Below are 20976 nucleotides of genomic sequence, written 5' to 3'. Positions count from 1 at the left end.
GTGCGCGCACCGGACGATCCCGCCGGCTTCATCCGCGCCAACACCCGCCTGCTGCCCGTCCCCCACGCGCCCGAGATCCGCCTGCACGTCGCCGACGAGGCGACCGATCTCTGGCAGCGGACCGAGGAGGAGTTGCAGGCGATCGGGCTGCCGCCGCCGTTCTGGGCGTTCGCCTGGGCGGGCGGCCAGGCGCTCGCCCGCTACGTCCTCGACAACCCGGACGTCGCGGACGGCGCGCGCGCGGTGGATTTCGCCTCGGGGTCCGGCCTCGTCGCGATCGCGGCGGCCCGCGCCGGGGCGCGCCACGTCGTCGCCAGCGACCTCGACCCCTTCGCCGTCGCGGCGATCGGGCTGAACGCCGCGGCCAACGGCGTCGGCGACCGCGTCGCCGCGATCGCCGACGATCTCCTCGCCACGGATACCCGGGCCGACCTCGTCCTGGCGGCCGACGTGTTCTACGAGCGCGACCTCGCCGAGGCCGTGACCGCCTGGCTCGTTCGCCTGCAGGCGCGCGGCGTCACCGTGCTGATCGGCGATCCGGGCCGCACCTACCTTCCGCGGGACCGCCTCGACTGCCTCGCGACCTACGAGGTTCCGGTCTCGCGCGCGCTGGAGGATTCCGAGATCAAGCGCAGCCACGTCTGGCGGCTCCGCGGATGACGGATCCGCCGAGACGGTCCCGCCGAACCGCCGCCCGCGCGGCCGCGCCGAGGCTTTATCCGGCGCGGGAATGCGTTACCGTCGAATCGACCCGCGTCGCGTGCCGCGCATGCGCCAGGGTGTTCGGAGTCCCGGATCAGGGCGTGCTGCGGCGGAAGGTTTCGTGGTGAGTGTCGAGTCGAGTGTGAAGCCCAGCCGTGCCCGCGTCGTCGCCTTCTCGGGCAGCGCCAAGCGACCCTCGCGTACCCGCATCCTGGTCGAGGCCCTCGGCGCCGAACTCGGTCGCCTGCGCGGGATCGACCTCGCCGTGTACGACCTGATGGATGCCGGCCCGGGCCTCGGCGCGACGCAGCGGGACGACCTCTCGGCGCCCGCCGCGCGCCTCGTCGAGGCGATCGAGGCGGCGGACGCGCTGATCGTCGGGACGCCTGTCTACCAGGGCGGCTATGCCGGGCTGTTCAAGCACGTCTTCGACTTCGTCGACCCGGCCCGGATGATCGGCATGCCGGTGGCGCTGACCGCGACGGGCGGGGGCCTGCGCCACGCCCTGGTGGTCGAGCACGGGCTCCGGCCCCTGTTCGGCTTCTTCGCGGCCCACGTCGCGCCGACCTCGGTCTATGCCGGGTCCGACGACCTGGTGGATGGCCGCATCGTCGACGAGACCGTGGCGATCCGGCTGCGCGCCGCGGCCGCGGAACTCGCAGCCCTGCTCGACGTGTCGCGGACGACCGCGACCGGCGTATCCGTCTGACGGGAGACTATTCCGGCCGGAGGCGAGCCCTAGATCGAAGCGGGACCACGCTCATCCGCGAGGGATCATGTCAGGCTCTCCGCTCACGGCCGGCAAGGCGCCGACCGCGCTGCCCGCCACCTACGTCACGGCGTCCGGACTGCCGCGCTACCATCCGGTCTCGCAGGCGCTGCACTGGCTGAACGCCGCCCTGGTCTTGGCCGTGCTGCCGCTCGCCTGGGTCGCGATCAGCCTGCCGCCGACGCCCGCCAAGGGCAGCATGTTCGTGCTGCACAAGTCGGTCGGCCTGACGATCCTCGCGATCGTGGTTGTGCGGATCCTCTGGCGGATGATCCGGCCCGCGCCGCCGGACCCGCAGGCGCCCCGGCTCCTGACGCTGATCGGGCGCGTCAACCACTTCCTGCTCTACGCGATCTTCCTGATCATGCCGATCAGCGGCTACCTGCTGAGCGCGCTGTCCGGGCGCGACACGCCGTACTTCTGGCTGTTCACGATCCCGGGACTGCCGAAGGACGACGCGACGCAGAAGATCTTCGAGTCGATCCACGTGTTCGGCCAGTGGCTCGTCTACGCCCTGGTCCTGCTGCACGTCGCCGGCACGGCGTGGCACTTGGTGATCCGCCGCGACGGTCTGCTGGAGCGGATGCTGCCGGTCCAGGACGGGCGCGGCTCGTCGCGCTGACGCGCCCGTCATCGAGCGCGCGGCCGTCGTCGCGCGGTGCGCTCAATCGACGCGGCGCAGGACGAAGGTGGTGCCGACCTCGGGATCGCGCCGCCACCGGCCGTCGCCGCTCGGCACGAGGTCGATGCTGTGGCCCCGCTTGGCGGTCAGCGTCATCCGGCCCTTCGCGTAGCGCCAGCGCACCGGATCGAACACCTCCAGGCCGCTGTCGTGGCAGCCGGGGACGATGTGCACGCCGCCGCCGACCCCGTCGAGGTTGATCCGGCAGGTATCGCGCTGCTGGAAGCGGTCGAGGGCGTAGAGGCCCGGCGCCGGCCCCGCCGAGGCGGTCGCGGCCGAGGCGGTCGCCGGCGGCTGCAGCTCGGCCGGCACCGGGGCCGCGGTCTGGAGCGGGGAGGGGGCCGGGCTCGCCGGATCCGTCGGCGCGGTCTCGGGCGCGGCGGCCGCGTCGGCCGGCCGCATCGCGACGATGTCGAGGGGAACGAGACTGTAGCGCTCGCCGCCCTCGGCCTGGGCGACGAGGCTGCGCTGGTCCGGCCGCTTGGCGAAATCGAGGACCGGGCGGACGTTGCGATCGACGAGGCGGACGGCCCCGTCGACGAAGAGCCAGCCGGCGACGCTGTTCAGGACCGGCAGGGCCCGTCGGCATCCGGCCGGGAAGCGCAGCCGCTGCCCCGCCTCGCCGCTGTCGAGCACCAGCGTCATGACGCAGCGGCGGTTGGTGCCGTCCCGCGACAGGTCCCAGGTTCCCGGCACCTGCCCGAGCTTCTCGGGGAGGCTCGGCGGAGCGGTCGGAGCCGGGGGCGCCGCGAGCGTCTCCGCGGCCGGAGGAGGGGACGGCGGTGCGGCCTCGTCGGTAGCGGCGGGCACGTCCTGGGCGGCGGCCGGTCGGGCGATCGCGGCGGTCGCGATCAGCGCCGATGCGGCCAGCAGGGCGGCCCGAGCCTGTCTCACGCGGTCGGTCTCCAGGGTGTCTCGGCGACGGGCGTCAGCGGACCCCGTCCCTCGAACCACGAGACGACGTTGTCGACCACGAGCTGGGCCATCGCCGCGCGGGTGTGCTCGGAGGCCGACCCGACATGCGGCAGCAGCACCGTGTTGTCGAGGGCGGCGAGATCCGCGGGCACGTGCGGCTCGTTCTCGAAGACGTCGAGGCCGGCGCCGAGGATCGTGCCCGCCTTCAGCGCCGCGGTCAGCGCCGCCTCGTCGACCAGGGTGCCCCGGGCGACGTTGATCAGGATGCCCTCGGGACCGAGCGCCTCCAGCACGGCCGCGTCCACGAGGTTGCGCGTGTCGGCGCCGCCGGGCGCCACCACGATCAGGATGTGGACCGCGCGGGCGAGGCCGATCAACGTATCGTGATAGGTGTAGGCGACGTCCGCCTGACGGCTGCGGCCGTGATAGTCGATCGCGACGCCGAAGCTTTCCAGGCGGTGGGCGATCGCCCGCCCGATCCGGCCGAGACCGAGGATGCCGACCCGCCGCCCGCGCAGCGATGCCGTGAGCGGGAAGGGCGCCTTGGGCCAGTGGCCGTCCCGCAGGTAGCGGTCGGCCTGGGGGATCCGCCGCAGGGTGGCGAGGGTGAGGCCGAGGGCGAGGTCGGCGACCTCGTCGGTGAGGACGTCCGGCGTGTTGGTGACGACGATCCCGCGCCGCTGCGCCCCGGCGGCGTCGACAGCGTCGTAGCCCACGCCGAAATTCGCGATCAGCTCGAGGTTCGGCAGCCGGTCCATCAGCGCCCCGTCCACCCCGCCACCGACGCAGAGCGCCCGGATCCTCGGGCCGATCTCGGCGAGCAGGGCCTCCGGGTCCGCGGCCTCCGCCAGCCGGTGGACCCCGTACCGCCCCGCGAAGGCCTTCTCCACCAACGGGTGCATCTTCCGGAGCAACAGGATCTCGACCGGGGCCTCAGCCATCGTTCACTCCCACGTTCGGCCGCGCGTCGGTGTCGGCCGCCTCCCCCGTCCCGGCATAGAGCCTGTGCGGGGTGGGGCGCCAGCGCGCAGGAGTGGCCGGCGGTGACAACCGCGCGGATCAGCCGGGCGGCCGTTCGGCCGGCACAGGGCTCGCCTCTTTCGAAAACCGCGCGCGATGCCTACTAAGGACCACGCATCATCGCGAGAGTTCTGCACCGACCCCAATCGCCGAAGACGAAGACCGATGACCAGCCCGCGCACCCTCTACGACAAGATCTGGGACGACCACGTCGTCGATGTCCAGCCGGACGGCTCCAGCCTCCTCTACATCGACCGGCACCTCGTCCACGAAGTGACGAGCCCGCAGGCCTTCGAGGGTCTTCGCGTGGCCGGCCGCAAGGTGCGCCATCCGGAGAAGACGCTGGCCGTCGTGGACCACAACGTCCAGACCTCGGACCGCTCGCAGGGCATCGAGGATCCCGAGAGCCGCACGCAGCTGGAGGCGCTCGCCGAGAACGTGCGAGACTTCGGCATCGAGTTCTACGACGCCCTCGACCGCCGCCAGGGCATCGTCCACATCATCGGCCCGGAGCAGGGCTTCACGCTGCCCGGCCAGACGATCGTGTGCGGCGATTCGCACACCTCGACGCACGGCGCCTTCGGCGCGCTGGCCCACGGCATCGGCACCTCGGAGGTCGAGCACGTGCTCGCCACCCAGACCCTGGTGCAGCGCAAGGCCCGGAACATGCGCGTCTCCGTCGATGGCACGCTGCCGCCCGGCGTGACCGCGAAGGACATCATCCTGGCGATCATCGGCGAGATCGGTACCGCCGGCGGCACCGGCCACGTCATCGAGTATGCCGGCGAGGCGATCCGCGCGCTCTCGATGGAGGGCCGGATGACGATCTGCAACATGTCGATCGAGGGCGGTGCCCGCGCCGGCATGGTCGCCCCCGACGCGACGACCTTCGCCTACGTGAAGGACCGCCCGAAGGCGCCGAAGGGCGCGGCCTACGACGCGGCCCGCCGCTACTGGGAGAGCCTCGTCACCGACGCCGGCGCGCATTTCGACCGCGAGGTGCGTCTCGACGCGGCCAACCTGCCGCCGATCGTCAGCTGGGGCACGAGCCCCGAGGACGTGATCTCGATCCAGGGCCGCATCCCGGACCCGTCCGAGATCGCCGACGAGAACAAGCGGCAGTCGAAGGAGAAGGCGCTCGCCTACATGGGCCTGACGCCGGGCACCCGGATCACCGACATCACCCTGGACCGGATCTTCATCGGCTCCTGCACCAACGGCCGCATCGAGGATCTGCGCGAGGTCGCGCGGGTCGTCGGCGACCGGAAGGTGCACGAGGGCGTCTCGGCGATGATCGTGCCGGGCTCCGGCCTCGTGAAGGCGCAGGCCGAGGCCGAGGGTCTCGACAAGATCCTGAAGGCGGCGGGCTTCGACTGGCGCGAGCCGGGCTGCTCGATGTGTCTCGGCATGAACCCGGACAAGCTGCGTCCGGGCGAGCGCTGCGCCTCGACGTCGAACCGCAACTTCGAGGGCCGCCAGGGTCCCCGCGGACGCACGCACCTCGTCTCTCCGGCCATGGCGGCGGCCGCGGCGGTCACCGGACACTTCGTCGACATCCGGGAGTGGCCGCAGGGCTGAAATCGCGATTGACGCCGGCGGCTCCGTTGCCTAAACGGAGCCGTCGCCGGCCGATGGCCGACGGCGAGCCCAGGTGGCGGAATTGGTAGACGCGCTGGTTTCAGGTACCAGTCTCGCGAGAGGTGAAGGTTCGAGTCCTTTCCTGGGCACCAAATGCCTGACAGCAGCCCGCCAACGCATTGGCGGGCTTTGTTGTTTCTGGGGTGCGGGATCTGCGGACCGAGGATGCGGGCGCCCGTCCCGCCTCTCGGGCCGTCAAAGCCCGACCCAATGTCCGCGTATCGGTCGCCCCGTTCGACCGACCAGCCCCGGCGCTGTGCCGCCGTTTCCTCGGCTGTGGCGAGCCATGCGATCACGGGTCGGCGAGGAGGCGCGGCGGTAGGGGTGGTCGTCCGGGCCTCAGGGGGCACCGTTCGACCTGGAGACCGGAACCGCGCTGCCATCCCGCGCGTAGACGAAGTCTCGACATTCCCCCAGCGAGATCACCTCGAACCGCTCGGCTCCGGCCGCGGCGGTTTTTTCGTGCCCCGCGCTGCGACAGCGCCGTGCTCTCGGCGGCGTGACGTCCCTCCGGGGATCCACGCCAACCCGCCGGCACGGCCGCGCCGGCTTTTCCCGATCACGCTGCGGTGACGCGCCGGTAGCTCGCCGCGAAAGCCTGGGCTTCCTCGTGCGTCAGATCAGTGACCACCAGCCCCGGCGCGTAGACCGTCCAGCGGCCGTCGTTGTCCTCCGATAAACGGATCTCGACCACCGCGGACCTCCTCGATTGCGAGTGGAAGCTCACCGCTACTCTCGCGAATTGTTGTGGGGGCGCAATACCTCTTAAGGTGCTGGGGTTTCCTCCGGCACGGAGACGCGGCGGCATCCGCGGGAGCCCATTTCCCGGCAGGGGCACGCCCCGCGTGACCGCTACAGCCAGCGCTCGTCGAGATCCGTGGCGTTCCTGTCCGCGACGGGCTGCGTCTCGTCACCCTCGGCGAACACCACCACGTCGTCCGGCCCGACGTCGCGGGTGGCGTAGAAATCCCAGCGCCGGTGGATCACGCGCGGACCGCCGAAGATCCGGTAGGCGTTCCAGTACCGGTCGTCCCGGAAGCCGACATAGTGGACGCAGCGGGTCGCCATCGGCTCACCGGAGGCGGGCCATCAGCCGGGCCAGGCGCGGCCGCAGCGGCAGCGACAACCGGTAGGCCAGCTCGGCGACCGGCAGAATCGGCCGGACACCGAGGACGCGCAGGTCGACCAGGCGGCCGAGCCAGCGCCAGCCGGGCAGTGTCTGCCAGAGGCGCGCGAACGCGGCGGCGCCGGAGATCAGCTGCCCGTCCGCGGTCCGGACATGGAAGCGGCGCAGGGCGCGGGCTCGGTCGAGACCCGCGCCGAGCGCCGGCTCGGGCGCCCCGGAGCCGACATCGACGAAGGCGAGCCGGTCCGCGCCGGCGCACCGGCGATACTGGTCGATCTCGGCCCGGCACAGTGGGCAGCCGCCGTCGTAGTAGACGCTGAGCCGCCCGTCGGAGCGATCCTCGGCCATGGCCGCGCCGGTGCTCAAGGGCTCAGTTCGCGGGCGCGCTCAGGACGAGCTTGCCCTTGAAGGGCGCGTCGGCGTTACGCGTGCTGGTGCAGGCGTACTCCTCCTGCCCGGCCTTCATCGTCCGCAGGCGCAGCGTGCCCTTGCCGTTCTGCTTGACCGTGTAGCCCTTCTCGCTGGCGACATGCACGAGGTCTCCGTCGGCGTGCAGCACGAGGCCGTTCTCGAACTGCCCGGGCGCGGTGATCGTCACCGGCGCGTCGGCGCTGCTCACGATCTTCAGCGCGACGTTGGTGTCGGCCGGAAGCTTGAGCTCGGCCGGGTCGCAGACCGGCTTGCCGTCCTTCAGGCTGATCGTCAGCTCCACGGGCGGCATCGCGTCTGTGGCAGGCGGCGGCAGGGGCTTGCCCTGAGCCAGGGCCGGCCCTGCGGCCAGGACAGCGGAGAGAGCCAGGAGCGTCGCCGATCCGCGCGCGAGTGTCAGCATGTCGATACGTCCGGATTGGAGGGGCAGCGCGCTCCGCCGAGCACACCGCCGGGAAAGGCGGCGCGGTCAGCGACGTTCCCGGGCGCAACGCCGCACCCGGGCGGATGCCAGCGATCGCGCCCGCGGGTCCCGCCGCCGGATCAGCCGGCATATCCCGGGGGCGTCACGCGGTATAAGGACCCGCTTCGGTTTTGAGTGAGGTCGATTCGCGTGCGGTCCGGTACAAGGCTCTCCGAACGCTGGTTCACGCTGGCGCTCTGGCTCGTCGCGCTGGTCTTCGCGTGGTTCCTGATCGGGCTCGGCTCGCTGGTCGTCGGCGATCTGCCGCAGGTTGAGCACCGCTACACTCTCGACCAGTTCCTCGACACCGACCAGGGCACGGCGTCGGCCGAGGCCCTCAAGCAGATCCGCCGGGAGCAGGACGACAACCGCCGGACGGTCGAGCAGGACCAGCTCGCCCTCGAGGCTGCGCAGGCCGCCTCCGAGGGCGCGCGCGAGACCTTCGCCAACTGGCTGAAGACCCGCGACGCCACGCAGCGGGTCGACCAGGATCCCGGGCTCATCGCGCGCACGCAGCAGCTCGACGCGCTGAAGGCCGCCGAGCGCACCATCGAGGAGCGGCTCGCGGCCCTGGCGCGGACGGGGCTCGACCTGTCGGAGCGCGAGGCGGCGCAGCTGCGCGTGGACACCGACCTGCGGGCCGCCGCGCAGACGCGCCTCGACGCGGCCGAGCGCGGCCAGGAGCTGCGCGTCTTCGGCTATCGCCTCGCCCTGACCCTGCCGCTGCTGGCCCTCGCCGGATGGCTCCTGCTCAAGCGCCGCCGCACCCGCAACTGGCCCTTCGTGTGGGGCTTCGCCTTCGCGGCGGCCTTCGCGTTCTTCGTCGAGCTCGTGCCCTACATGCCGAGCTACGGCGGCTACGTGCAGTACGGCGTCGGCGTGATCGTCACCCTGGTCGCGGGCCGGGCGGCGATCAACGCGCTGCACGCCTACCGCGCCCGGCAGGCCGTGGTGGAGGCGCGCCCGGACGCCGAGCGGCGGACCGAGATCGCCACCGACCAGGCCCTGGCGCGCCTCGCCAAGAAGGCGTGCCCGGGCTGCGAGCGGCCGATCGCCCTCGACGACGCGAGCACGAATTTCTGCCCCCATTGCGGGCTCGGCATCTTCGCGCACTGCCCATCCTGCGCGCAGCGCAAGAGCACCTTCGAGCGCTTCTGCCGGGCCTGCGGCACCCGGAGCCCGGATCTCGCGAGCGAGGCGCCCTGACGCCGCCCGGGCGCCCGGGCACGCCTCAGGCGTTGTCGCCCCGGATCGCCGCGATGACCGCGTCGGTGACCTGACGGGTCGTCGCCGTGCCGCCGAGGTCCGGCGTGTGCAGGTTCGGATCCGCGGTGACCCGCTCGACCGCGCGCATCAGCCGGTCGGCCGCCGGCTTCTCGCCGAGGTGCTCCAGCATCTGGCACGCCGTCCAGAAGGTCGCGACCGGGTTGGCGATGCCCTTGCCGGCGATGTCGAAGGCCGAGCCGTGGATCGGCTCGAACATCGACGGGTAGGTCCGCTCCGGGTTGATGTTGGCTGTCGGCGCGATGCCGAGCGAGCCGGCGAGCGCCGCCGCGAGGTCCGACAGGATGTCCGCGTGCAGGTTCGTCGCCACGATCGTGTCGAGGGTCTCGGGCTTCGTCACCATGCGCATCGTCATGGCGTCGACCAGCATCTTGTCCCAGGTCACGTCCGGGAAGTCCTTCGCGACCGCGGCGGCGATCTCGTCCCACATCACCATGGCGTGGCGCTGGGCGTTGGACTTGGTGACCACGGTGAGCAGCTTGCGCGGACGGGAGCGGGCGAGCTCGAACGCGTAGCGGATGATCCGGTCGACCCCCGAGCGGGTCATCATCGAGACGTCGGTGGCGACCTCGTTGGGATGGCCCTGGTGGACCCGTCCGCCGACGCCGGCATACTCGCCCTCCGAGTTCTCCCGCACGATCACCCAGTCGAGCTCCGGACCCGAGACGTTGCGCAGCGGGCTGGTGATGCCCGGCAGGATCCGGGTCGGGCGGACATTGGCGTACTGGTCGAAGGGCTGGCAGATCGCGAGCCGCAGGCCCCAGAGGGTGATGTGGTCGGGCACGTCCGGCGCCCCGACCGCGCCGAAGAAGATCGCGTCGTGGTTCCGGATCTGGTCGCGGCCGTCGGCCGGCATCATCGCGCCGTGCCTCTTGTAGTAGTCCGATCCCCAATCGAAATGGTCGAACTGGAAGGCGAAGGCGCCGGTCTTCTCGGCCAGCGCGTCGAGCACCTCGATGCCGGCGGCGATGACCTCGACGCCGATGCCGTCCGCGGGGATGGCCGCGATGGTGTAGGTCTTCGTCATGGGAGTCTTCTCGTGTGTCTTCGGGGGCGAGACGAGAAAGCGAGCGCGTGACGGTGGGCGCGGGCTCCGTGTCCGGATCGGGACGTGTAACGTTTTGTGACACTGTGCAGTTTCGCGTTGCCGTGCCGCCGGCCGCCCCTATGCTCGCCCCATGCACGAGGGCACCACCATCGCCATCGTCGAGGACGATCCTGACATCCGCGCCCTGCTCGCCGGCTACCTGGAGGGCGAGGGGTTCCGCGCCGTCGCCCTCGACGGCGGCGCGGCCCTCGACCGCCTGATCGCGGCGGCCCCCCCGCCCGACCTCGTCGTCCTCGACTGGATGCTGCCCGGCGAGGACGGCCTCTCCATCTGCCGCCGCCTCCGCGACGCCGATGGGCCGCCCGTCGTGATGCTGACCGCCAAGGACGAGGACATCGACCGGGTCCTCGGCCTGGAGATGGGCGCCGACGACTACGTCTCGAAGCCGTTCAACCCGCGGGTCCTGCTGGCCCGGATCCGCGCGGTCCTGCGACGGGCCCACGGCGCCAGCGGCCAGCCCGCCGCGGCCGCCCCCGAGCGTCTCAGTGTCGCCGACCTCGTCGTCGATCTCGCGGCCCGCACAGTGTTCACCGGCGATCCCGCCGCCGAGATCCCGCTGACCAGCGCCGAGTACGACCTGCTCCACTGCTTCGTCACCCGGCCGCAGAGGGTGCTCTCGCGCGACCAGCTCCTCGACTGGACCCGGGGCCGGACCGCCGACGCCTTCGACCGCACCATCGACGTCCAGGTCAGCCGCCTGCGGCACAAGCTCGACGCCTCGGGCAGTCAGGCCGCGTCCCTGCTCAAGACCGTGCGCAATGCCGGCTACATCCTGGCCGCTCCGGTCCGCTCCGGAACGCCGTGATGGGCCGCGTCGGGCTCCTCGGGCGCATCATGCTGCTCTTGCTCGGCGCCCTCTCCCTGCTCGTCCTCGCCACCGTGGCCCTGGATCACTGGCAGCGCCGGGAGGAGCGGCTGCCCTCGGGCTCGCGCTTCCCGCGGGTCGACCAGGCCGCCGGCATCATGACGCTGCTGCGCGACGCGGATCCCGCCCAGAGGCCGGCCATCCTGAAGGCGGTCAGCGGCGAGGTGCTGCGGGCCGAGATCGTCGACGCGCCGCCCGACACCGTCGACCTGATCCGCGAGCCCCGCCTGGAAACCCGGATCCGGCGGATGACGGCCGAGCCGGCCGACCGCGTCCAGGCCTACACCGACGCCGCCCTGCTGCGCCGCGGCGTCGATCCGGCCAACATCGCGCAGGCCGAGCGCGCCGGGCCGATCGGACGCCTCGCGCTGGCGACTTACCGGCTGCCCGACGGCCGGTACGCCGTGATCAGCGCGGCCGAGCATCATCGCTCGCTCATGCCGTGGCTGTTCGGCCAGCCGCTGAGCCTCTGGGTGGCTGTGCTCGGCGCCGCGGCGGCCGGTCTCGTCCTGGTCGGCACGCGCCACGAACTCGCGCCGCTGCGCCGCCTCACCGACGCGGTCTCCCGGTTCGACGGCCGCGCCCCGGAGCGGGTGAGCGCGCCCCGGGGGGCGCCCGAGATCCGGCGTCTCGCCCAGGCGGTGCAGGGCATGCAGGAGCGGATCGCCGGGCTCATGGCCGAGCGCTCGCTGCTGATCGGCGCCATCTCGCACGACCTCAAAACCTACCTGACGCGGCTGCGCCTCCGCGCCGAGGTGGTGGTGGAGCCGCTGCTCCGGGACAAGCTCGTGGCGGATCTCGACGCCATGACCGAGCTGATCGAGGCGTCCCTGGGTTTCGCCCGCGGCACCGCCGTCGAGGCGACCCGGGCGCCGGTGGATCTCGCCGATCTCGTCGCCGTCGAGGTGGCCGAGCACGCCGCCCAGGGCGCCACGATCAGCCTGACCGGCGAGGAGGTGCGGGACGCCACCGTGGCCGGTGACGCGGTCGCCCTGCGCCGGGTCGTGGCCAACCTGATCGGGAACGCCGTCAAGTTCGGACGCTCCTCGGTGGCGGTGGCGGTGAGCCGGGCCGGGACGGTCTGCCGCATCGTCGTCGAGGATGACGGTCCGGGCATTCCCGAGGCGGAGCGGACGGCGGTGTTCAGCCCGTACTACCGGGTCGAGCGCTCGCGCAGCCGGCAGACCGGCGGGACCGGCCTGGGCCTCGCCATCAGCCGGCAGATCGCCGAGGCCCACGGCGGCACGGTGGTGGCGGAGGCCGGCGCGGACGGCGGCGCGCGGCTCGTCGTGACCCTGCCAAGCCTGTCCTGACGGCGGGCCGCAACGGGCCCGCAACCGGCCGTTACACATCGTTACAGGACGGCGCTCCCCGGTCACATCCGGGCAGCGCGCGCGGACGAACCTTCGCTCACACGCCGCGGCGGATCCTCCGTCCCGGCGGCGGCAGCCGGCCCCGGGCCGCGCTGACCGATCGAGCAGAAGGAGATCACCGATGTTGAAGGTTCTCGCTCCCGCCGCCCTCCTCGTGAGCCTCGCGGTGCCCGCCTCGGCGCTGCCGCTGGTGCAGGACGCCGTCTCCGACGGTGCCGACGGCGCCCGGATCATCCAGGTCTACGGCGGCTGCGGTCCCTACGGCCATCGCGGCCCGTACGGCGGCTGCCGCACCGGCGGCCAGTGGGGCGGCTACATCCGCGGCCGCTCGTGCCCGGCGGGCTTCCACATCGGCCCCTACGGCCGCCGCTGCTGGCCGAACTGAGCCGCCGCGGTACCCGCTCGCCCTCACCCTTCCGCGTCCGGCCCCGCGGCCGGACTCCCGTGGAGACTCCGCTGGAGTTGAGTCATGATCCGCACCCTCGTCATGCCCGTGGCGCTCGCCGCGGGAGTTCTGATGGCCGGTTCGCCCGTCGAGGCGCGCGACGGCTGCGGTCCCGGCTTCCACCGCAACGTCTACGGCTGGTGCCGGCCGAATCTGGGCTACAGGCCGTTCGTCTACGTCCCGGTCTATCCGCGCGTCGGCTATCGGTGGCACTCCGGCTACCGCTACCGCTGGCACCGCCGGTTCGCATGGGGCGGCGGCTATCGCTGGGGCGGGTTCCGCCATGCCGGCTGGCACGGCGGATGGCATGGCGGCTGGCATCACGGCGGCTGGCATCACGGCGGCTGGCATCACGGCGGCTGGCATCACCGCTGGTGATCCCGTGCCGGATCCGGCCGCGACCCGCCCTCAAGGCAGGACGAGGCCCGACGCCGCGTAGGTCAGGGCCGCGACCAGGGCCGCGGCCGGCATCGTGATCACCCAGGCGATCACGATGCCCTGCGCGACGTTCCAGCGGACCGCCGAGACGCGGCGCGCCGCGCCGACGCCGACGATGGCGCCCGTGATCGTGTGGGTGGTCGAGACCGGGATGCCGAAGGCGGTCGCGGCGAACAGCGTCGCGGCGCCGCCGGTCTCGGCGCAGAAGCCCTGCATGGGCGACAGCCGCGTGATCTTGGAGCCCATCGTGTGGACGATGCGCCAGCCGCCCAGAAGGGTGCCGAGGGCCATGGCGGTCTGGCAGGACAGCACAACCCAGAGCGGCACGTGGAAGGCCCCGCTCTCGCCGTGGGCGTAGAGCAGGGCCGCGATGATGCCCATGGTCTTCTGGGCATCGTTGCCGCCGTGGCCGAGGGAGTAGAGCGAGGCCGAGACGAACTGCAGGCCCCGGAATACGCGGTCCACGGCGTGCGGCGTCGAGCGGACGAAGATCCACGAGACCGCCAGCATCAGCAGCAGCCCGAGGGCGAAGCCCAGGGCCGGCGAGAGGACGATGGCGGCGCTGGTGGCGATGACGCCGGGCCAGACGATCACGCCGACCCCCGCTTTGGCGATGCCGGCGCCGAGCAGGCCCCCGATCAGGGCGTGGGAGCTGGAGGACGGAATGCCGGCGTACCACGTGACCAGATTCCACGTGATGGCGCCGCCGAGCGCGCCCATGATGACCCGGTCGTCCACCGTCGCGACGTCGATGATGCCCGAGCCGACCGTGCCGGCGACGTGCAGGCCGAAGACCAGGAAGGCCACGAAGTTGAAGAACGCCGCCCAGAACACGGCGTAGCGGGGCGCCAGCACCCGCGTCGACACGATCGTGGCGATGGAGTTCGCGGCGTCGTGCAGCCCGTTCAGGAAGTCGAAGACCAGGGCGAGGACGATGAGGACGACGAGGAGCGTCACGCGGCGACCTGCGGCTCAGACATGTTCGACGACGATGCTGCTGATCTGGTTCGCCACGTCCTCGAACCGGTCCATGACCTTCTCCAGGTGGCCGTACAGCTCGGACCCCACGAGGAAGGCCATGGGGTCCCGCCCCGAGGCCTTGAACAGGGCCTTCAGCCCGTCATTGTGCAGGTCGTCGGCCCGCCCCTCCAGCTCGATGACGCGCTCGGTCAGGCTATTCAGCGCGGCGGCGTTCTCGCCGAGGGCCCGCAGCTTCGGCAGCGCCTCGGCGGTGACCTGCGCGGCCTCCTGGATGACCGCGCCCATCTCGCGCATCGCCGGCTCGAAGGTGGTCACCTCGAAGAGCTGGACCGCCTTGGCGGTCTTGAGCATCTGGTCGATGGCGTCGTCGAGGGAGCCGACCAGGGCCTGGATGTCGCCGCGGTCGAACGGCGTGATGAAGGTCCGGCGGACCGCCAGCAGCGCCTCGCGGGTGATCCCGTCGGCCGCGTCCTCGTGGGCCGCGATCGCCGCGTAGGCCGACGGGACGGCCTGAGTCCCGTCGAGAAGTCCTCGCAGGGCGGCCGCGCCGTCCTCGAGCGTCCGCGCGTGACGCTCGAAGAGATCGAAGAACCGGTCCTCCCGCGGCATCAGGGCGCGAAACCAAGCCAGCATGGCGTGTCCGGATCGAGAGGTCGGCGCGGCGGCCGGGTGCGGCGGCACCCGGCAAGCACAACGGGCGAGAGCGCCGACCCGATCCGGGAGCCGGCAAACAATCTGCCAGCGGGGCGGCGCCGGCCGGCGCCGCTCAGCGGGCCGGGATGGCGGCGGCGTGGAGCCAGCCGAAATCCACCGGGTAGCCGAGCCCGTGCAGCATCTTGACCCGCTTCCAGGAGGCCGACCGCGCCGCGGCCGCGTCCTGCCCGGCTTCGATCTCGGCGCTCTCCATCTCCTGGAGCTCGCGGGTCAGCGACTCGCGCAGGCCTGCGGCCTTCATGTTGCCGAGCGCGGCGGTGAAGGCCTGCTCGGCGATCCGAACCTGATCACAAATCTGACGCACGCTCATCAGTACCGATCCCTCCAGCCCGGCGTGAACACTGCATTTCCGCAGTGAACAGGTAGCTATCACGCGCGCCGGCGGCGGGAGATGTACGTCTTTGGTGCAGCGCTAGTCACCGCATGGGGAGCAGGCCGGGTCGCCGCATCGTCCGCGGCGGACGCGCCCAGCGCCGCTTGCGCCCGAAGGTGCGGCGCGGATCGGCGAGGCGCGCGTCCATCTCCATCTTGCGACCCAACCGCGGCTGGACGCTGGCGCCGATCGCCACCAGCGCGGCCGAACCGATCAGCGCGACGAGTACCGCACCCCAGAACACGCTCTCGAACATCAGGCACTCCCGGTCTGGAGCCCCGCCGCGGACCGTTCCGGACTGCGGACGATTGCTGATGAAGCTAGACCATTCCCGCGAATGTAATCAACGCCCTGTATCGCCCGGTATTCAACTGTCGACAACTGATTGCGCCCACCCGCGACGCCCGCGCGCGTGGCGGGCGTCCCGTCCTTGCGCGGGATCAATGCGCGCGCCGCCCCGGTCTCCCACGATCCCCGCCCCCAACCGGAGCCCGGACCATGCGCCTCTATCGCGTCACCTTCTACAAGACCGTCGCGGACGATACCGGCCACGAGCACAGGGTGCGGCAGCGCGCGATCCTGGTCCGGGCGCCGTCGGAGGTGTCGGCCGTCTGGCAGGCCAAGGCGCTGCTCTGCGCGGGGGCCCGGGTGGTCGACTGGCGCCTGCGCGCCGACAGCTGCGAGGTCGCCGCCCTGCCAGCCGCCGCGTAGGTCGACCGGACCTGCGGGCACCGGGACCGGCCCGGATCCGCGCCGGCCATCGACGCCTCACCCGAGCCGGTCCCTCTCGCTTCCGGGACGTGCGGGTGGATCCGAGACGACCGGGTGAGGCCTCCGCGCTCGGCCTCGTGACCGGGACCGCGCCCCGGCCGCAACGTCAGCGGGTGCGGCACCGCACGCCGCGGGACCGAGCCCGTCCCGCTGCGGCCCCATTCCGCTGCGACACGGCCCCGGTCGGCGAGGCGATCGCCAGCGCCCGCTCCCTCTGCCTCGCGGTGGCGGCGACAATCCCGACGCCGGACCCCGCTCCCCGCCGAGCCCGCCTCGGCGGGCCGGGCCGATCGGGGCGGATTTTACCAAGCGTTCATCCTCCGGGTGTCCGATCCGGAGGGTCACAGGCGGGAAAGCGGAAGCGATGCCGAGCGAGACGAACCGAGTGATTCAGGATGCCCCGGCGCAGGAGCCGATCCTGGAACTGTGGCGCATCCTCGCCCTCGCGCTGATCGTCGCGGCCGGCATGCTGTTCGTCCATCTGGTCGTGCCCGCCGAGGCCGACGCGGCCCCGGTCGCCACGGCGCAGATCGCGGGCGCCCAGATCCTGCGGTGACGGGCACGGCCTGACAGGCGACCCCGACGCGGCGCCCGAGCCGCCCCCGGCCGCCCCGCCTACTCGCCGCGCGCCGCGCCGAGCCCGGCCTGATCCAGCGCACTCGCGGCCGCCCTCAGCTCGCGCCGGGCTTCGGCGATCGCCGTCGCCTTCTCGTCGCCCTGCGCGTTCAGGGCCTCCAGGAAGGCGGTCCAGTCCGCGCGGGCACTGCTTGGGATCTGGCCGTCGAGCTTCTGGCGCAGCAGGGCGACGCGGCCCTCGGGCGTCGCGACCGTCGGGGCCGCGGCGTCGGCGTCGTACACGCCGACCGCGCAGGTCTGGTCCCCGGCCCGGGTGTAGTAGGTGGTCTTGGGCTCCTCGACGGTGCTGCCCGGCTTGGGGAACAGGTAGCGGATCACCGAGATCTGGCCGGGCCTGGCCGTGTCCAGCATCGTGCGGATGAAGTGGTGGCCGGTCCGGTCGTGCAGGTCGCGGACGTCGTGCCCCTTCAGGATCGGGTTCGGGTGGGCGGTCATGACGCCGTCCGCATCGATACAGAACACGTAGGTGTCGGCGGTGCGGAACCCGCGCGTGCCGTCGGTGAAGTCCTGGAGCGCCCGGGTCCGGTCGGCTTTCAGGGCCCGATCGACGCGGCCGAGCATCCAGGAGGCGAAGCCATTCGGGCTCGGATCGTCGCAGGATACCGGAGCCTCACCGTCACCGCAGGCCCGGGCCGGCGCGATCGATCCCAGTCCGAGCAGCGCGAGGATCGCCAGTCTCGAAGCCCTGGACGCCATCGGCCTCTCCCGCTTTCAACATGACGTGTCGAACCGGTGGAATGAGAGACCTGTCAGCCTGAACCGGTCATCACCCGAACAAGGGATGACAGGGCGAGAGACGCCGCACTGCCTCACTGCATCGGCAGCGGCACCGCCTCCACGGCGACGTCGCCGATGCCCCGGGCGGCGAGGGCCGCGCGCAAGGCGTCGGTCAGGCAGGTGCCGGCCGTGAAGGCGCCGAGCGCCGAGCCGTGCCGGTCCGCCTCGCGGGGGAGGGGGCCGATCAGCTGCACGACGCGCCGGGCGATGGCGGGCGCCGGGTCGATCCAGGTCACCGGCCAGGGCGTGACCGCCTGGAGGCGCGGCAGCAGCAGCGGATAGTGGGTGCAGGCGAGGCAGACCACGTCGGTGCGCCGCCCGTCCGCCTCGGTGACGAAGCAGGGGGCGATCTCGGCGGCGAGGGTGGCGTCGTCCACCGGCGCGCCCGCGAGCTCGGTCTCCGCGAAGCCGGCGAGGTTCTGCGAGCCGACCAGCGTCACCGCGCAGGAGCCCGCGTAGGTCGCGATCAGGTCGTGGGTGTAGGAGCGCGCCACCGTGCCGGGCGTCGCCAGCAGGGTCACGAGCCGCGAGCGCGTCGCCTCGGCGGCGGGCTTGATCGGCGGGACCACCCCCACGAAGGGCGTCGTGAAGCGCTGGCGCAGCGCCGGGAGCACCAGCGTCGAGGCGGTGTTGCAGGCGATGACCACGAGATCGGGCCGGTGGGTCGCGACCAGCCGCTCCATCACGGCGAGGACGCGGGCGACGAGGGTCGCCTCCGAGAGCCGGCCGTACGGGAAGGCGGCGTCGTCGCCGACATAGACGTAGCGGGCATCCGGGCGGGCGCGCCGCACCGCGTCGAGGACGGTCAGGCCGCCGAGGCCGGAATCGAACACCAGGATGGTCGGCTCTGCGGCGCAGCGCAGAGCGGCGGCGGACAGGCTGGCCCCGGCCATCAGATCGATCCGCATGAGAACCCCGGACTCCTCGAAGAGCGTCCCAAAATCTCGGCAGCGAGGGTTAAGGCGGTGTCACTGCGGCGAGAGAAAGACCCGTGATCCCCAACCCGTTCCGTTAACCGGCGCGCCGACGCGGCGAAGAGGCCCGGTGGGCCGAGCGGCGACCGCGCGCAGACCAGGCGCACGCGAAGCCGCCGCGTCCGCTCTTGCAGAGGTTGTCGGAACACGGCCGGAACATATCTTCTGCGCGCCGGCCGGGGTCGAGAAGACGGTTCTCGGTCAGGCCCGAAAAAAGGGATCATCGTCATGGCAGCGACAGCCGCACTGCGCCCGGACGAGAGACGCGACCCCGCGGCACCGGCCTTCCCGCCGCCGCACGTCACGGCCCGGCCGATCGACCGGGCCGCCTGGATCGCCGCCTACCGGCAGGTCCGGAGCGAGACCGAGCGCCGCGCCGCGCCGCTCTCGCCGGAAGACCAGCAGGTCCAGTCGATGGCCGATGCCAGCCCGACCAAGTGGCACCGGGCGCACGTCACGTGGTTCTTCGAGCAGTTCCTGCTGCGGGAGCACCTGCCGGGCTACGCGATCTACGACGCGCGGCTGCACTACCTGTTCAACTCGTACTACGTGGCGGCCGGTCCCCGTCAGCCGCGCATCCAGCGCGGCATGATCACCCGCCCGACCATGGCGGAGGTCGCGGCCTACCGCGCCCATATCGACCGGGCGGTCGAGGCCCTGCTGGGCCAGGCCTCCGAGCGCGCGCTCGAGGCGGTGCTGCCGATCCTGGAGATCGGCCTCTACCACGAGCAGCAGCACCAGGAGCTCCTCCTCACCGACATCCTGCACGCCTTCGCGCAGAACCCACTGAACCCGGCCTACGACCCGGACTGGCGCTTCCCGAAGGCGGCGGCGCAGGCCGGCCAGGTCACCCTCGACCGCGCGATCGCGTGGATCGGGCATGCGGGCGAGGGGTTCTCGTTCGACAACGAGTCGCCCCGCCACGAGACGCTGATCCCGGCCGGCCGCCTCGACCGGGCGCTGGTGACGAACCGCCAGTGGCTCGCCTTCATGGAGGATGGCGGCTACGCCAAGCCGGAGCTGTGGCTCTCCGATGGCTGGTATGCCGGGCCGGCGGAGGGCTGGGAGGCCCCCGGCTACTGGCGCCGGGACGGGGAGGGGTGGGCGACCATGACGCTGGGCGGCGAGCGCCCGGTGGACCTCGATGCCCCCGTCACCCACGTCAGCTATTACGAGGCCGACGCCTATGCCCGCTGGGCCGGCCGCTTCCTGCCGACCGAGTTCGAGTGGGAGGTCGCAGCCCGCGACGGCGGCCTGCCGGACGCCTTCGGCCTCGTCTGGCAATGGACCCGCAGCGCCTACGTCCCCTACCCGGGGTACCGGCCGCTCCCGGGGGCGCTCGGCGAGTACAACGGCAAGTTCATGGCCAACCAGTTCGTGCTGCGGGGCTCGTCGGTGGCGACCCCCGAGGGCCATGCCCGGCTGCCGTACCGCAACTTCTTCTATCCGCACCAGCGCTGGCAGTTCACCGGCCTGCGCCTCGCCGACGCCGCCTGACGCGCCCCGGAGCCGCCCTTGACCATCAAGCCCACCTTCGCCGACGCGACGCCGGTCACGCTGGACGCGCCGCCGCTGAGCTTCCTCGACGACGTCCGCGCGGGCCTGTCCAAGCCCCAGAAGGCCCTGTCGCCGAAATACTTCTACGACGAGGCCGGGTCCGCGCTGTTCGAGGCGATCACCCGGCTCCCGGAATACTACCCGACCCGGACCGAGATCGGCATCCTCGACGCCTGCGGGCCCGAGATCGCCGCGCTGCTGCCGGCCCACGCGGCGCTGGTGGAGTTCGGCAGCGGCTCGACCGTGAAGCTGCGCCGACTCCTGCGCCACCTCGACACCCTCGCGGCCTACGTGCCGGTGGACGTCTCCGGCGAGTTCCTGCGCGGGCAGGCGGAGGTCCTGCGGGGCGACTTCCCGGACCTGCGGGTCGAGCCGGTCGTGGCCGACTTCACCCGCGACTTCGACCTGCCGGACAGCCTGAACGGCCTGCCGCGCGCCGGGTTCTTCCCGGGCTCGACCATCGGCAACTTCGACCCGCACGAGGCCGAGGCGCTGCTGCGCCGGTTCGGGCGGATCCTGGGGCCGGGCGCCCACATGATCGTCGGCGTCGACCTCGTGAAGGACGCGGCGGTGCTGGAGACCGCCTACGACGACGCGCAGGGCGTGACGGCGGCCTTCAACCTCAACCTCCTGACCCGGATCAACCGGGAACTCGCCGGCCGCTTCGAGCCCGGCGCGTTCAGCCACCGGGCGGTGTTCAACACCGACGCCTCGCGGATCGAGATGCATCTCGTCGCCCGCGACGCCCAGGCGGTGCGGGTCGGCGCCGACACCTTCGCGTTCGCGGCGGGCGAGACGATCCACACCGAGAGCAGCTACAAGTACACGCCGGCCACGTTCCGCGCGCTGACCGAGCGGGCGGGCTGGACGTGGCTGACGGTCTGGACCGACCCGGACCAGCTGTTCTCGGTCCACGCGCTCCGGCTGGACTGAGCG

The 20976-nt window shown here is 72.3% G+C and carries 26 protein-coding genes and 1 tRNA gene; 14 read left to right on the top strand and 13 right to left on the bottom strand.

The window, feature by feature from the left end:
* The 3 genes from BLW78_RS12275 (at position 1) to BLW78_RS12265 (ending at position 2093) form a co-directional block, all read left to right on the top strand.
* A complete protein-coding gene (locus BLW78_RS12275) occupies positions 1-660 on the top strand; it encodes a class I SAM-dependent methyltransferase (protein WP_091679867.1) in 660 nt (219 codons plus the stop codon).
* A gap of 184 nt (positions 661-844) precedes the next feature.
* The gene (locus tag BLW78_RS12270) at positions 845-1411 is read left to right on the top strand and encodes an NAD(P)H-dependent oxidoreductase (RefSeq protein WP_244526927.1); all 567 of its coding nucleotides are present in this window, start codon (positions 845-847) and stop codon (positions 1409-1411) included.
* Between the two features lie 67 nt (positions 1412-1478).
* A complete protein-coding gene (locus tag BLW78_RS12265; protein ID WP_091679862.1) occupies positions 1479-2093 on the top strand; it encodes a cytochrome b in 615 nt (204 codons plus the stop codon).
* Between the two features lie 42 nt (positions 2094-2135).
* On the opposite strand, the gene BLW78_RS12260 is transcribed toward BLW78_RS12265, so the two are convergent.
* Positions 2136-3047 carry an AprI/Inh family metalloprotease inhibitor gene (locus tag BLW78_RS12260; protein WP_091679860.1) on the bottom strand — a complete coding sequence of 304 codons (912 nt, stop codon included), beginning with the start codon at positions 3045-3047 and terminating at the stop codon, positions 2136-2138.
* Positions 3044-4009, bottom strand: a complete 966-nt coding sequence (locus BLW78_RS12255; RefSeq protein WP_091679858.1) for a 2-hydroxyacid dehydrogenase — start codon at positions 4007-4009, stop codon at positions 3044-3046. The genes BLW78_RS12260 and BLW78_RS12255 overlap by 4 nt, the downstream gene beginning before the upstream one ends.
* 244 nt (positions 4010-4253) lie before the next feature.
* On the opposite strand from BLW78_RS12255, the gene leuC reads away from it, so the two are divergent.
* Together leuC and BLW78_RS12245 are read left to right on the top strand one after the other, a co-directional pair.
* Positions 4254-5666, top strand: a complete 1413-nt coding sequence (leuC, locus tag BLW78_RS12250) for a 3-isopropylmalate dehydratase large subunit (RefSeq protein WP_091679856.1) — start codon at positions 4254-4256, stop codon at positions 5664-5666.
* Positions 5667-5733: 67 nt separating this feature from the next.
* A tRNA-Leu gene (locus BLW78_RS12245) sits at positions 5734-5818 on the top strand.
* Between the two features lie 467 nt (positions 5819-6285).
* Here the strand turns inward: BLW78_RS12245 and BLW78_RS32030 are convergent.
* The 4 genes from BLW78_RS32030 to BLW78_RS12230 all read right to left on the bottom strand — a co-directional run bounded on the left by BLW78_RS32030 (position 6286) and on the right by BLW78_RS12230 (position 7684).
* The gene (locus BLW78_RS32030) at positions 6286-6420 is read right to left on the bottom strand and encodes a hypothetical protein (protein WP_280142460.1); all 135 of its coding nucleotides are present in this window, start codon (positions 6418-6420) and stop codon (positions 6286-6288) included.
* A 158-nt stretch (positions 6421-6578) separates the two neighbouring features.
* Positions 6579-6794 carry a hypothetical protein gene (locus BLW78_RS12240; RefSeq protein WP_012317770.1) on the bottom strand — a complete coding sequence of 72 codons (216 nt, stop codon included), beginning with the start codon at positions 6792-6794 and terminating at the stop codon, positions 6579-6581.
* Between the two features lie 4 nt (positions 6795-6798).
* Positions 6799-7200 carry a thiol-disulfide oxidoreductase DCC family protein gene (locus tag BLW78_RS12235; protein WP_091680170.1) on the bottom strand — a complete coding sequence of 134 codons (402 nt, stop codon included), beginning with the start codon at positions 7198-7200 and terminating at the stop codon, positions 6799-6801.
* Positions 7201-7222: 22 nt separating this feature from the next.
* Positions 7223-7684 carry a cupredoxin domain-containing protein gene (locus tag BLW78_RS12230; protein ID WP_091679853.1) on the bottom strand — a complete coding sequence of 154 codons (462 nt, stop codon included), beginning with the start codon at positions 7682-7684 and terminating at the stop codon, positions 7223-7225.
* 210 nt (positions 7685-7894) lie between these two features.
* Here BLW78_RS12230 and BLW78_RS12225 point away from each other — a divergent pair, with 210 nt between their 5' ends.
* Entirely contained in the window at positions 7895-8950 is a 1056-nt protein-coding gene (locus tag BLW78_RS12225; protein WP_091679850.1) for a zinc ribbon domain-containing protein, read from the top strand.
* Positions 8951-8975: 25 nt separating this feature from the next.
* On the opposite strand, the gene BLW78_RS12220 is transcribed toward BLW78_RS12225, so the two are convergent.
* On the bottom strand, positions 8976-10055 hold the full coding sequence (locus tag BLW78_RS12220; RefSeq protein WP_091679847.1) for a tartrate dehydrogenase: 1080 nt from the start codon (positions 10053-10055) through the stop codon (positions 8976-8978).
* Positions 10056-10206: 151 nt separating this feature from the next.
* Between BLW78_RS12220 and BLW78_RS12215 the strand changes: the two genes are divergently transcribed.
* The 4 genes from BLW78_RS12215 (at position 10207) to BLW78_RS12200 (ending at position 13197) form a co-directional block, all read left to right on the top strand.
* The gene (locus BLW78_RS12215) at positions 10207-10941 is read left to right on the top strand and encodes a response regulator (RefSeq protein ID WP_091679845.1); all 735 of its coding nucleotides are present in this window, start codon (positions 10207-10209) and stop codon (positions 10939-10941) included.
* On the top strand, positions 10941-12314 hold the full coding sequence (locus BLW78_RS12210) for a sensor histidine kinase (RefSeq protein WP_091679842.1): 1374 nt from the start codon (positions 10941-10943) through the stop codon (positions 12312-12314). Before BLW78_RS12215 ends, BLW78_RS12210 begins: the two co-directional genes overlap by 1 nt.
* A 181-nt stretch (positions 12315-12495) precedes the next feature.
* Positions 12496-12759, top strand: coding sequence for a GCG_CRPN prefix-to-repeats domain-containing protein (locus tag BLW78_RS12205; protein ID WP_042673859.1), 264 nt, complete (start codon positions 12496-12498; stop codon positions 12757-12759).
* Positions 12760-12843: 84 nt separating this feature from the next.
* Positions 12844-13197 (top strand): GCG_CRPN prefix-to-repeats domain-containing protein, encoded by a 354-nt coding sequence (locus BLW78_RS12200; RefSeq protein ID WP_091679841.1) that lies wholly within the window; start codon positions 12844-12846, stop codon positions 13195-13197.
* A gap of 30 nt (positions 13198-13227) precedes the next feature.
* Here BLW78_RS12200 and BLW78_RS12195 read toward each other — a convergent pair whose 3' ends face one another.
* The 4 genes from BLW78_RS12195 to BLW78_RS12180 all read right to left on the bottom strand — a co-directional run bounded on the left by BLW78_RS12195 (position 13228) and on the right by BLW78_RS12180 (position 15581).
* Positions 13228-14214: an inorganic phosphate transporter gene (locus BLW78_RS12195; protein ID WP_042673857.1), complete on the bottom strand. Its 987-nt coding sequence runs from the start codon at positions 14212-14214 to the stop codon at positions 13228-13230.
* 15 nt (positions 14215-14229) lie between these two features.
* Positions 14230-14871, bottom strand: coding sequence for a DUF47 domain-containing protein (locus BLW78_RS12190; RefSeq protein WP_020095830.1), 642 nt, complete (start codon positions 14869-14871; stop codon positions 14230-14232).
* A 133-nt stretch (positions 14872-15004) separates the two neighbouring features.
* Positions 15005-15262 carry a hypothetical protein gene (locus tag BLW78_RS12185; protein ID WP_091679838.1) on the bottom strand — a complete coding sequence of 86 codons (258 nt, stop codon included), beginning with the start codon at positions 15260-15262 and terminating at the stop codon, positions 15005-15007.
* A 106-nt stretch (positions 15263-15368) separates the two neighbouring features.
* Entirely contained in the window at positions 15369-15581 is a 213-nt protein-coding gene (locus BLW78_RS12180; RefSeq protein WP_020095828.1) for a hypothetical protein, read from the bottom strand.
* A gap of 242 nt (positions 15582-15823) precedes the next feature.
* Here BLW78_RS12180 and BLW78_RS12175 point away from each other — a divergent pair, with 242 nt between their 5' ends.
* A complete protein-coding gene (locus BLW78_RS12175) occupies positions 15824-16036 on the top strand; it encodes a hypothetical protein (RefSeq protein WP_020095827.1) in 213 nt (70 codons plus the stop codon).
* A gap of 424 nt (positions 16037-16460) precedes the next feature.
* On the top strand, positions 16461-16652 hold the full coding sequence (locus BLW78_RS12170) for a hypothetical protein (protein WP_091679836.1): 192 nt from the start codon (positions 16461-16463) through the stop codon (positions 16650-16652).
* Between the two features lie 59 nt (positions 16653-16711).
* On the opposite strand, the gene BLW78_RS12165 is transcribed toward BLW78_RS12170, so the two are convergent.
* Together BLW78_RS12165 and murI are read right to left on the bottom strand one after the other, a co-directional pair.
* The gene (locus tag BLW78_RS12165; RefSeq protein WP_091679833.1) at positions 16712-17428 is read right to left on the bottom strand and encodes a cache domain-containing protein; all 717 of its coding nucleotides are present in this window, start codon (positions 17426-17428) and stop codon (positions 16712-16714) included.
* Between the two features lie 113 nt (positions 17429-17541).
* A complete protein-coding gene (gene murI / locus BLW78_RS12160; protein WP_091679830.1) occupies positions 17542-18417 on the bottom strand; it encodes a glutamate racemase in 876 nt (291 codons plus the stop codon).
* Positions 18418-18711: 294 nt separating this feature from the next.
* Between murI and egtB the strand changes: the two genes are divergently transcribed.
* Both egtB and egtD read left to right on the top strand, forming a co-directional pair.
* Complete coding sequence (gene egtB / locus BLW78_RS12155) at positions 18712-19980, top strand: ergothioneine biosynthesis protein EgtB (protein WP_091679828.1); 1269 nt, start codon at positions 18712-18714, stop codon at positions 19978-19980.
* An 18-nt stretch (positions 19981-19998) separates the two neighbouring features.
* Positions 19999-20973 (top strand): L-histidine N(alpha)-methyltransferase, encoded by a 975-nt coding sequence (egtD, locus tag BLW78_RS12150; RefSeq protein ID WP_091679825.1) that lies wholly within the window; start codon positions 19999-20001, stop codon positions 20971-20973.
* Positions 20974-20976 lie beyond the last annotated feature (3 nt).

It is taken from the genome of Methylobacterium sp. 275MFSha3.1 (genome assembly GCF_900108435.1).
Taxonomy (GTDB): domain Bacteria; phylum Pseudomonadota; class Alphaproteobacteria; order Rhizobiales; family Beijerinckiaceae; genus Methylobacterium.
This window is presented reverse-complemented; position numbering and strand designations above follow the sequence as displayed.

Coding starts and splice junctions, on each gene's coding strand:
- BLW78_RS12165 (WP_091679833.1), bottom strand. CDS start 17,428: ATGGCGTCCAGGGCTTCGAGACTGGCGATCCTCGCGCTGCTCGGACTG.
- BLW78_RS12185 (WP_091679838.1), bottom strand. CDS start 15,262: ATGAGCGTGCGTCAGATTTGTGATCAGGTTCGGATCGCCGAGCAGGCC.
- BLW78_RS12210 (WP_091679842.1), top strand. CDS start 10,941: ATGGGCCGCGTCGGGCTCCTCGGGCGCATCATGCTGCTCTTGCTCGGC.
- BLW78_RS12175 (WP_020095827.1), top strand. CDS start 15,824: ATGCGCCTCTATCGCGTCACCTTCTACAAGACCGTCGCGGACGATACC.
- BLW78_RS12180 (WP_020095828.1), bottom strand. CDS start 15,581: ATGTTCGAGAGCGTGTTCTGGGGTGCGGTACTCGTCGCGCTGATCGGT.
- leuC (WP_091679856.1), top strand. CDS start 4,254: ATGACCAGCCCGCGCACCCTCTACGACAAGATCTGGGACGACCACGTC.
- BLW78_RS12205 (WP_042673859.1), top strand. CDS start 12,496: ATGTTGAAGGTTCTCGCTCCCGCCGCCCTCCTCGTGAGCCTCGCGGTG.
- BLW78_RS12255 (WP_091679858.1), bottom strand. CDS start 4,009: ATGGCTGAGGCCCCGGTCGAGATCCTGTTGCTCCGGAAGATGCACCCG.
- BLW78_RS12170 (WP_091679836.1), top strand. CDS start 16,461: ATGCCGAGCGAGACGAACCGAGTGATTCAGGATGCCCCGGCGCAGGAG.
- murI (WP_091679830.1), bottom strand. CDS start 18,417: ATGCGGATCGATCTGATGGCCGGGGCCAGCCTGTCCGCCGCCGCTCTG.
- BLW78_RS12235 (WP_091680170.1), bottom strand. CDS start 7,200: ATGGCCGAGGATCGCTCCGACGGGCGGCTCAGCGTCTACTACGACGGC.
- BLW78_RS12240 (WP_012317770.1), bottom strand. CDS start 6,794: ATGGCGACCCGCTGCGTCCACTATGTCGGCTTCCGGGACGACCGGTAC.
- BLW78_RS12215 (WP_091679845.1), top strand. CDS start 10,207: ATGCACGAGGGCACCACCATCGCCATCGTCGAGGACGATCCTGACATC.
- egtB (WP_091679828.1), top strand. CDS start 18,712: ATGGCAGCGACAGCCGCACTGCGCCCGGACGAGAGACGCGACCCCGCG.
- BLW78_RS12265 (WP_091679862.1), top strand. CDS start 1,479: ATGTCAGGCTCTCCGCTCACGGCCGGCAAGGCGCCGACCGCGCTGCCC.
- BLW78_RS12200 (WP_091679841.1), top strand. CDS start 12,844: ATGATCCGCACCCTCGTCATGCCCGTGGCGCTCGCCGCGGGAGTTCTG.
- BLW78_RS12220 (WP_091679847.1), bottom strand. CDS start 10,055: ATGACGAAGACCTACACCATCGCGGCCATCCCCGCGGACGGCATCGGC.
- BLW78_RS12230 (WP_091679853.1), bottom strand. CDS start 7,684: ATGCTGACACTCGCGCGCGGATCGGCGACGCTCCTGGCTCTCTCCGCT.
- BLW78_RS12190 (WP_020095830.1), bottom strand. CDS start 14,871: ATGCTGGCTTGGTTTCGCGCCCTGATGCCGCGGGAGGACCGGTTCTTC.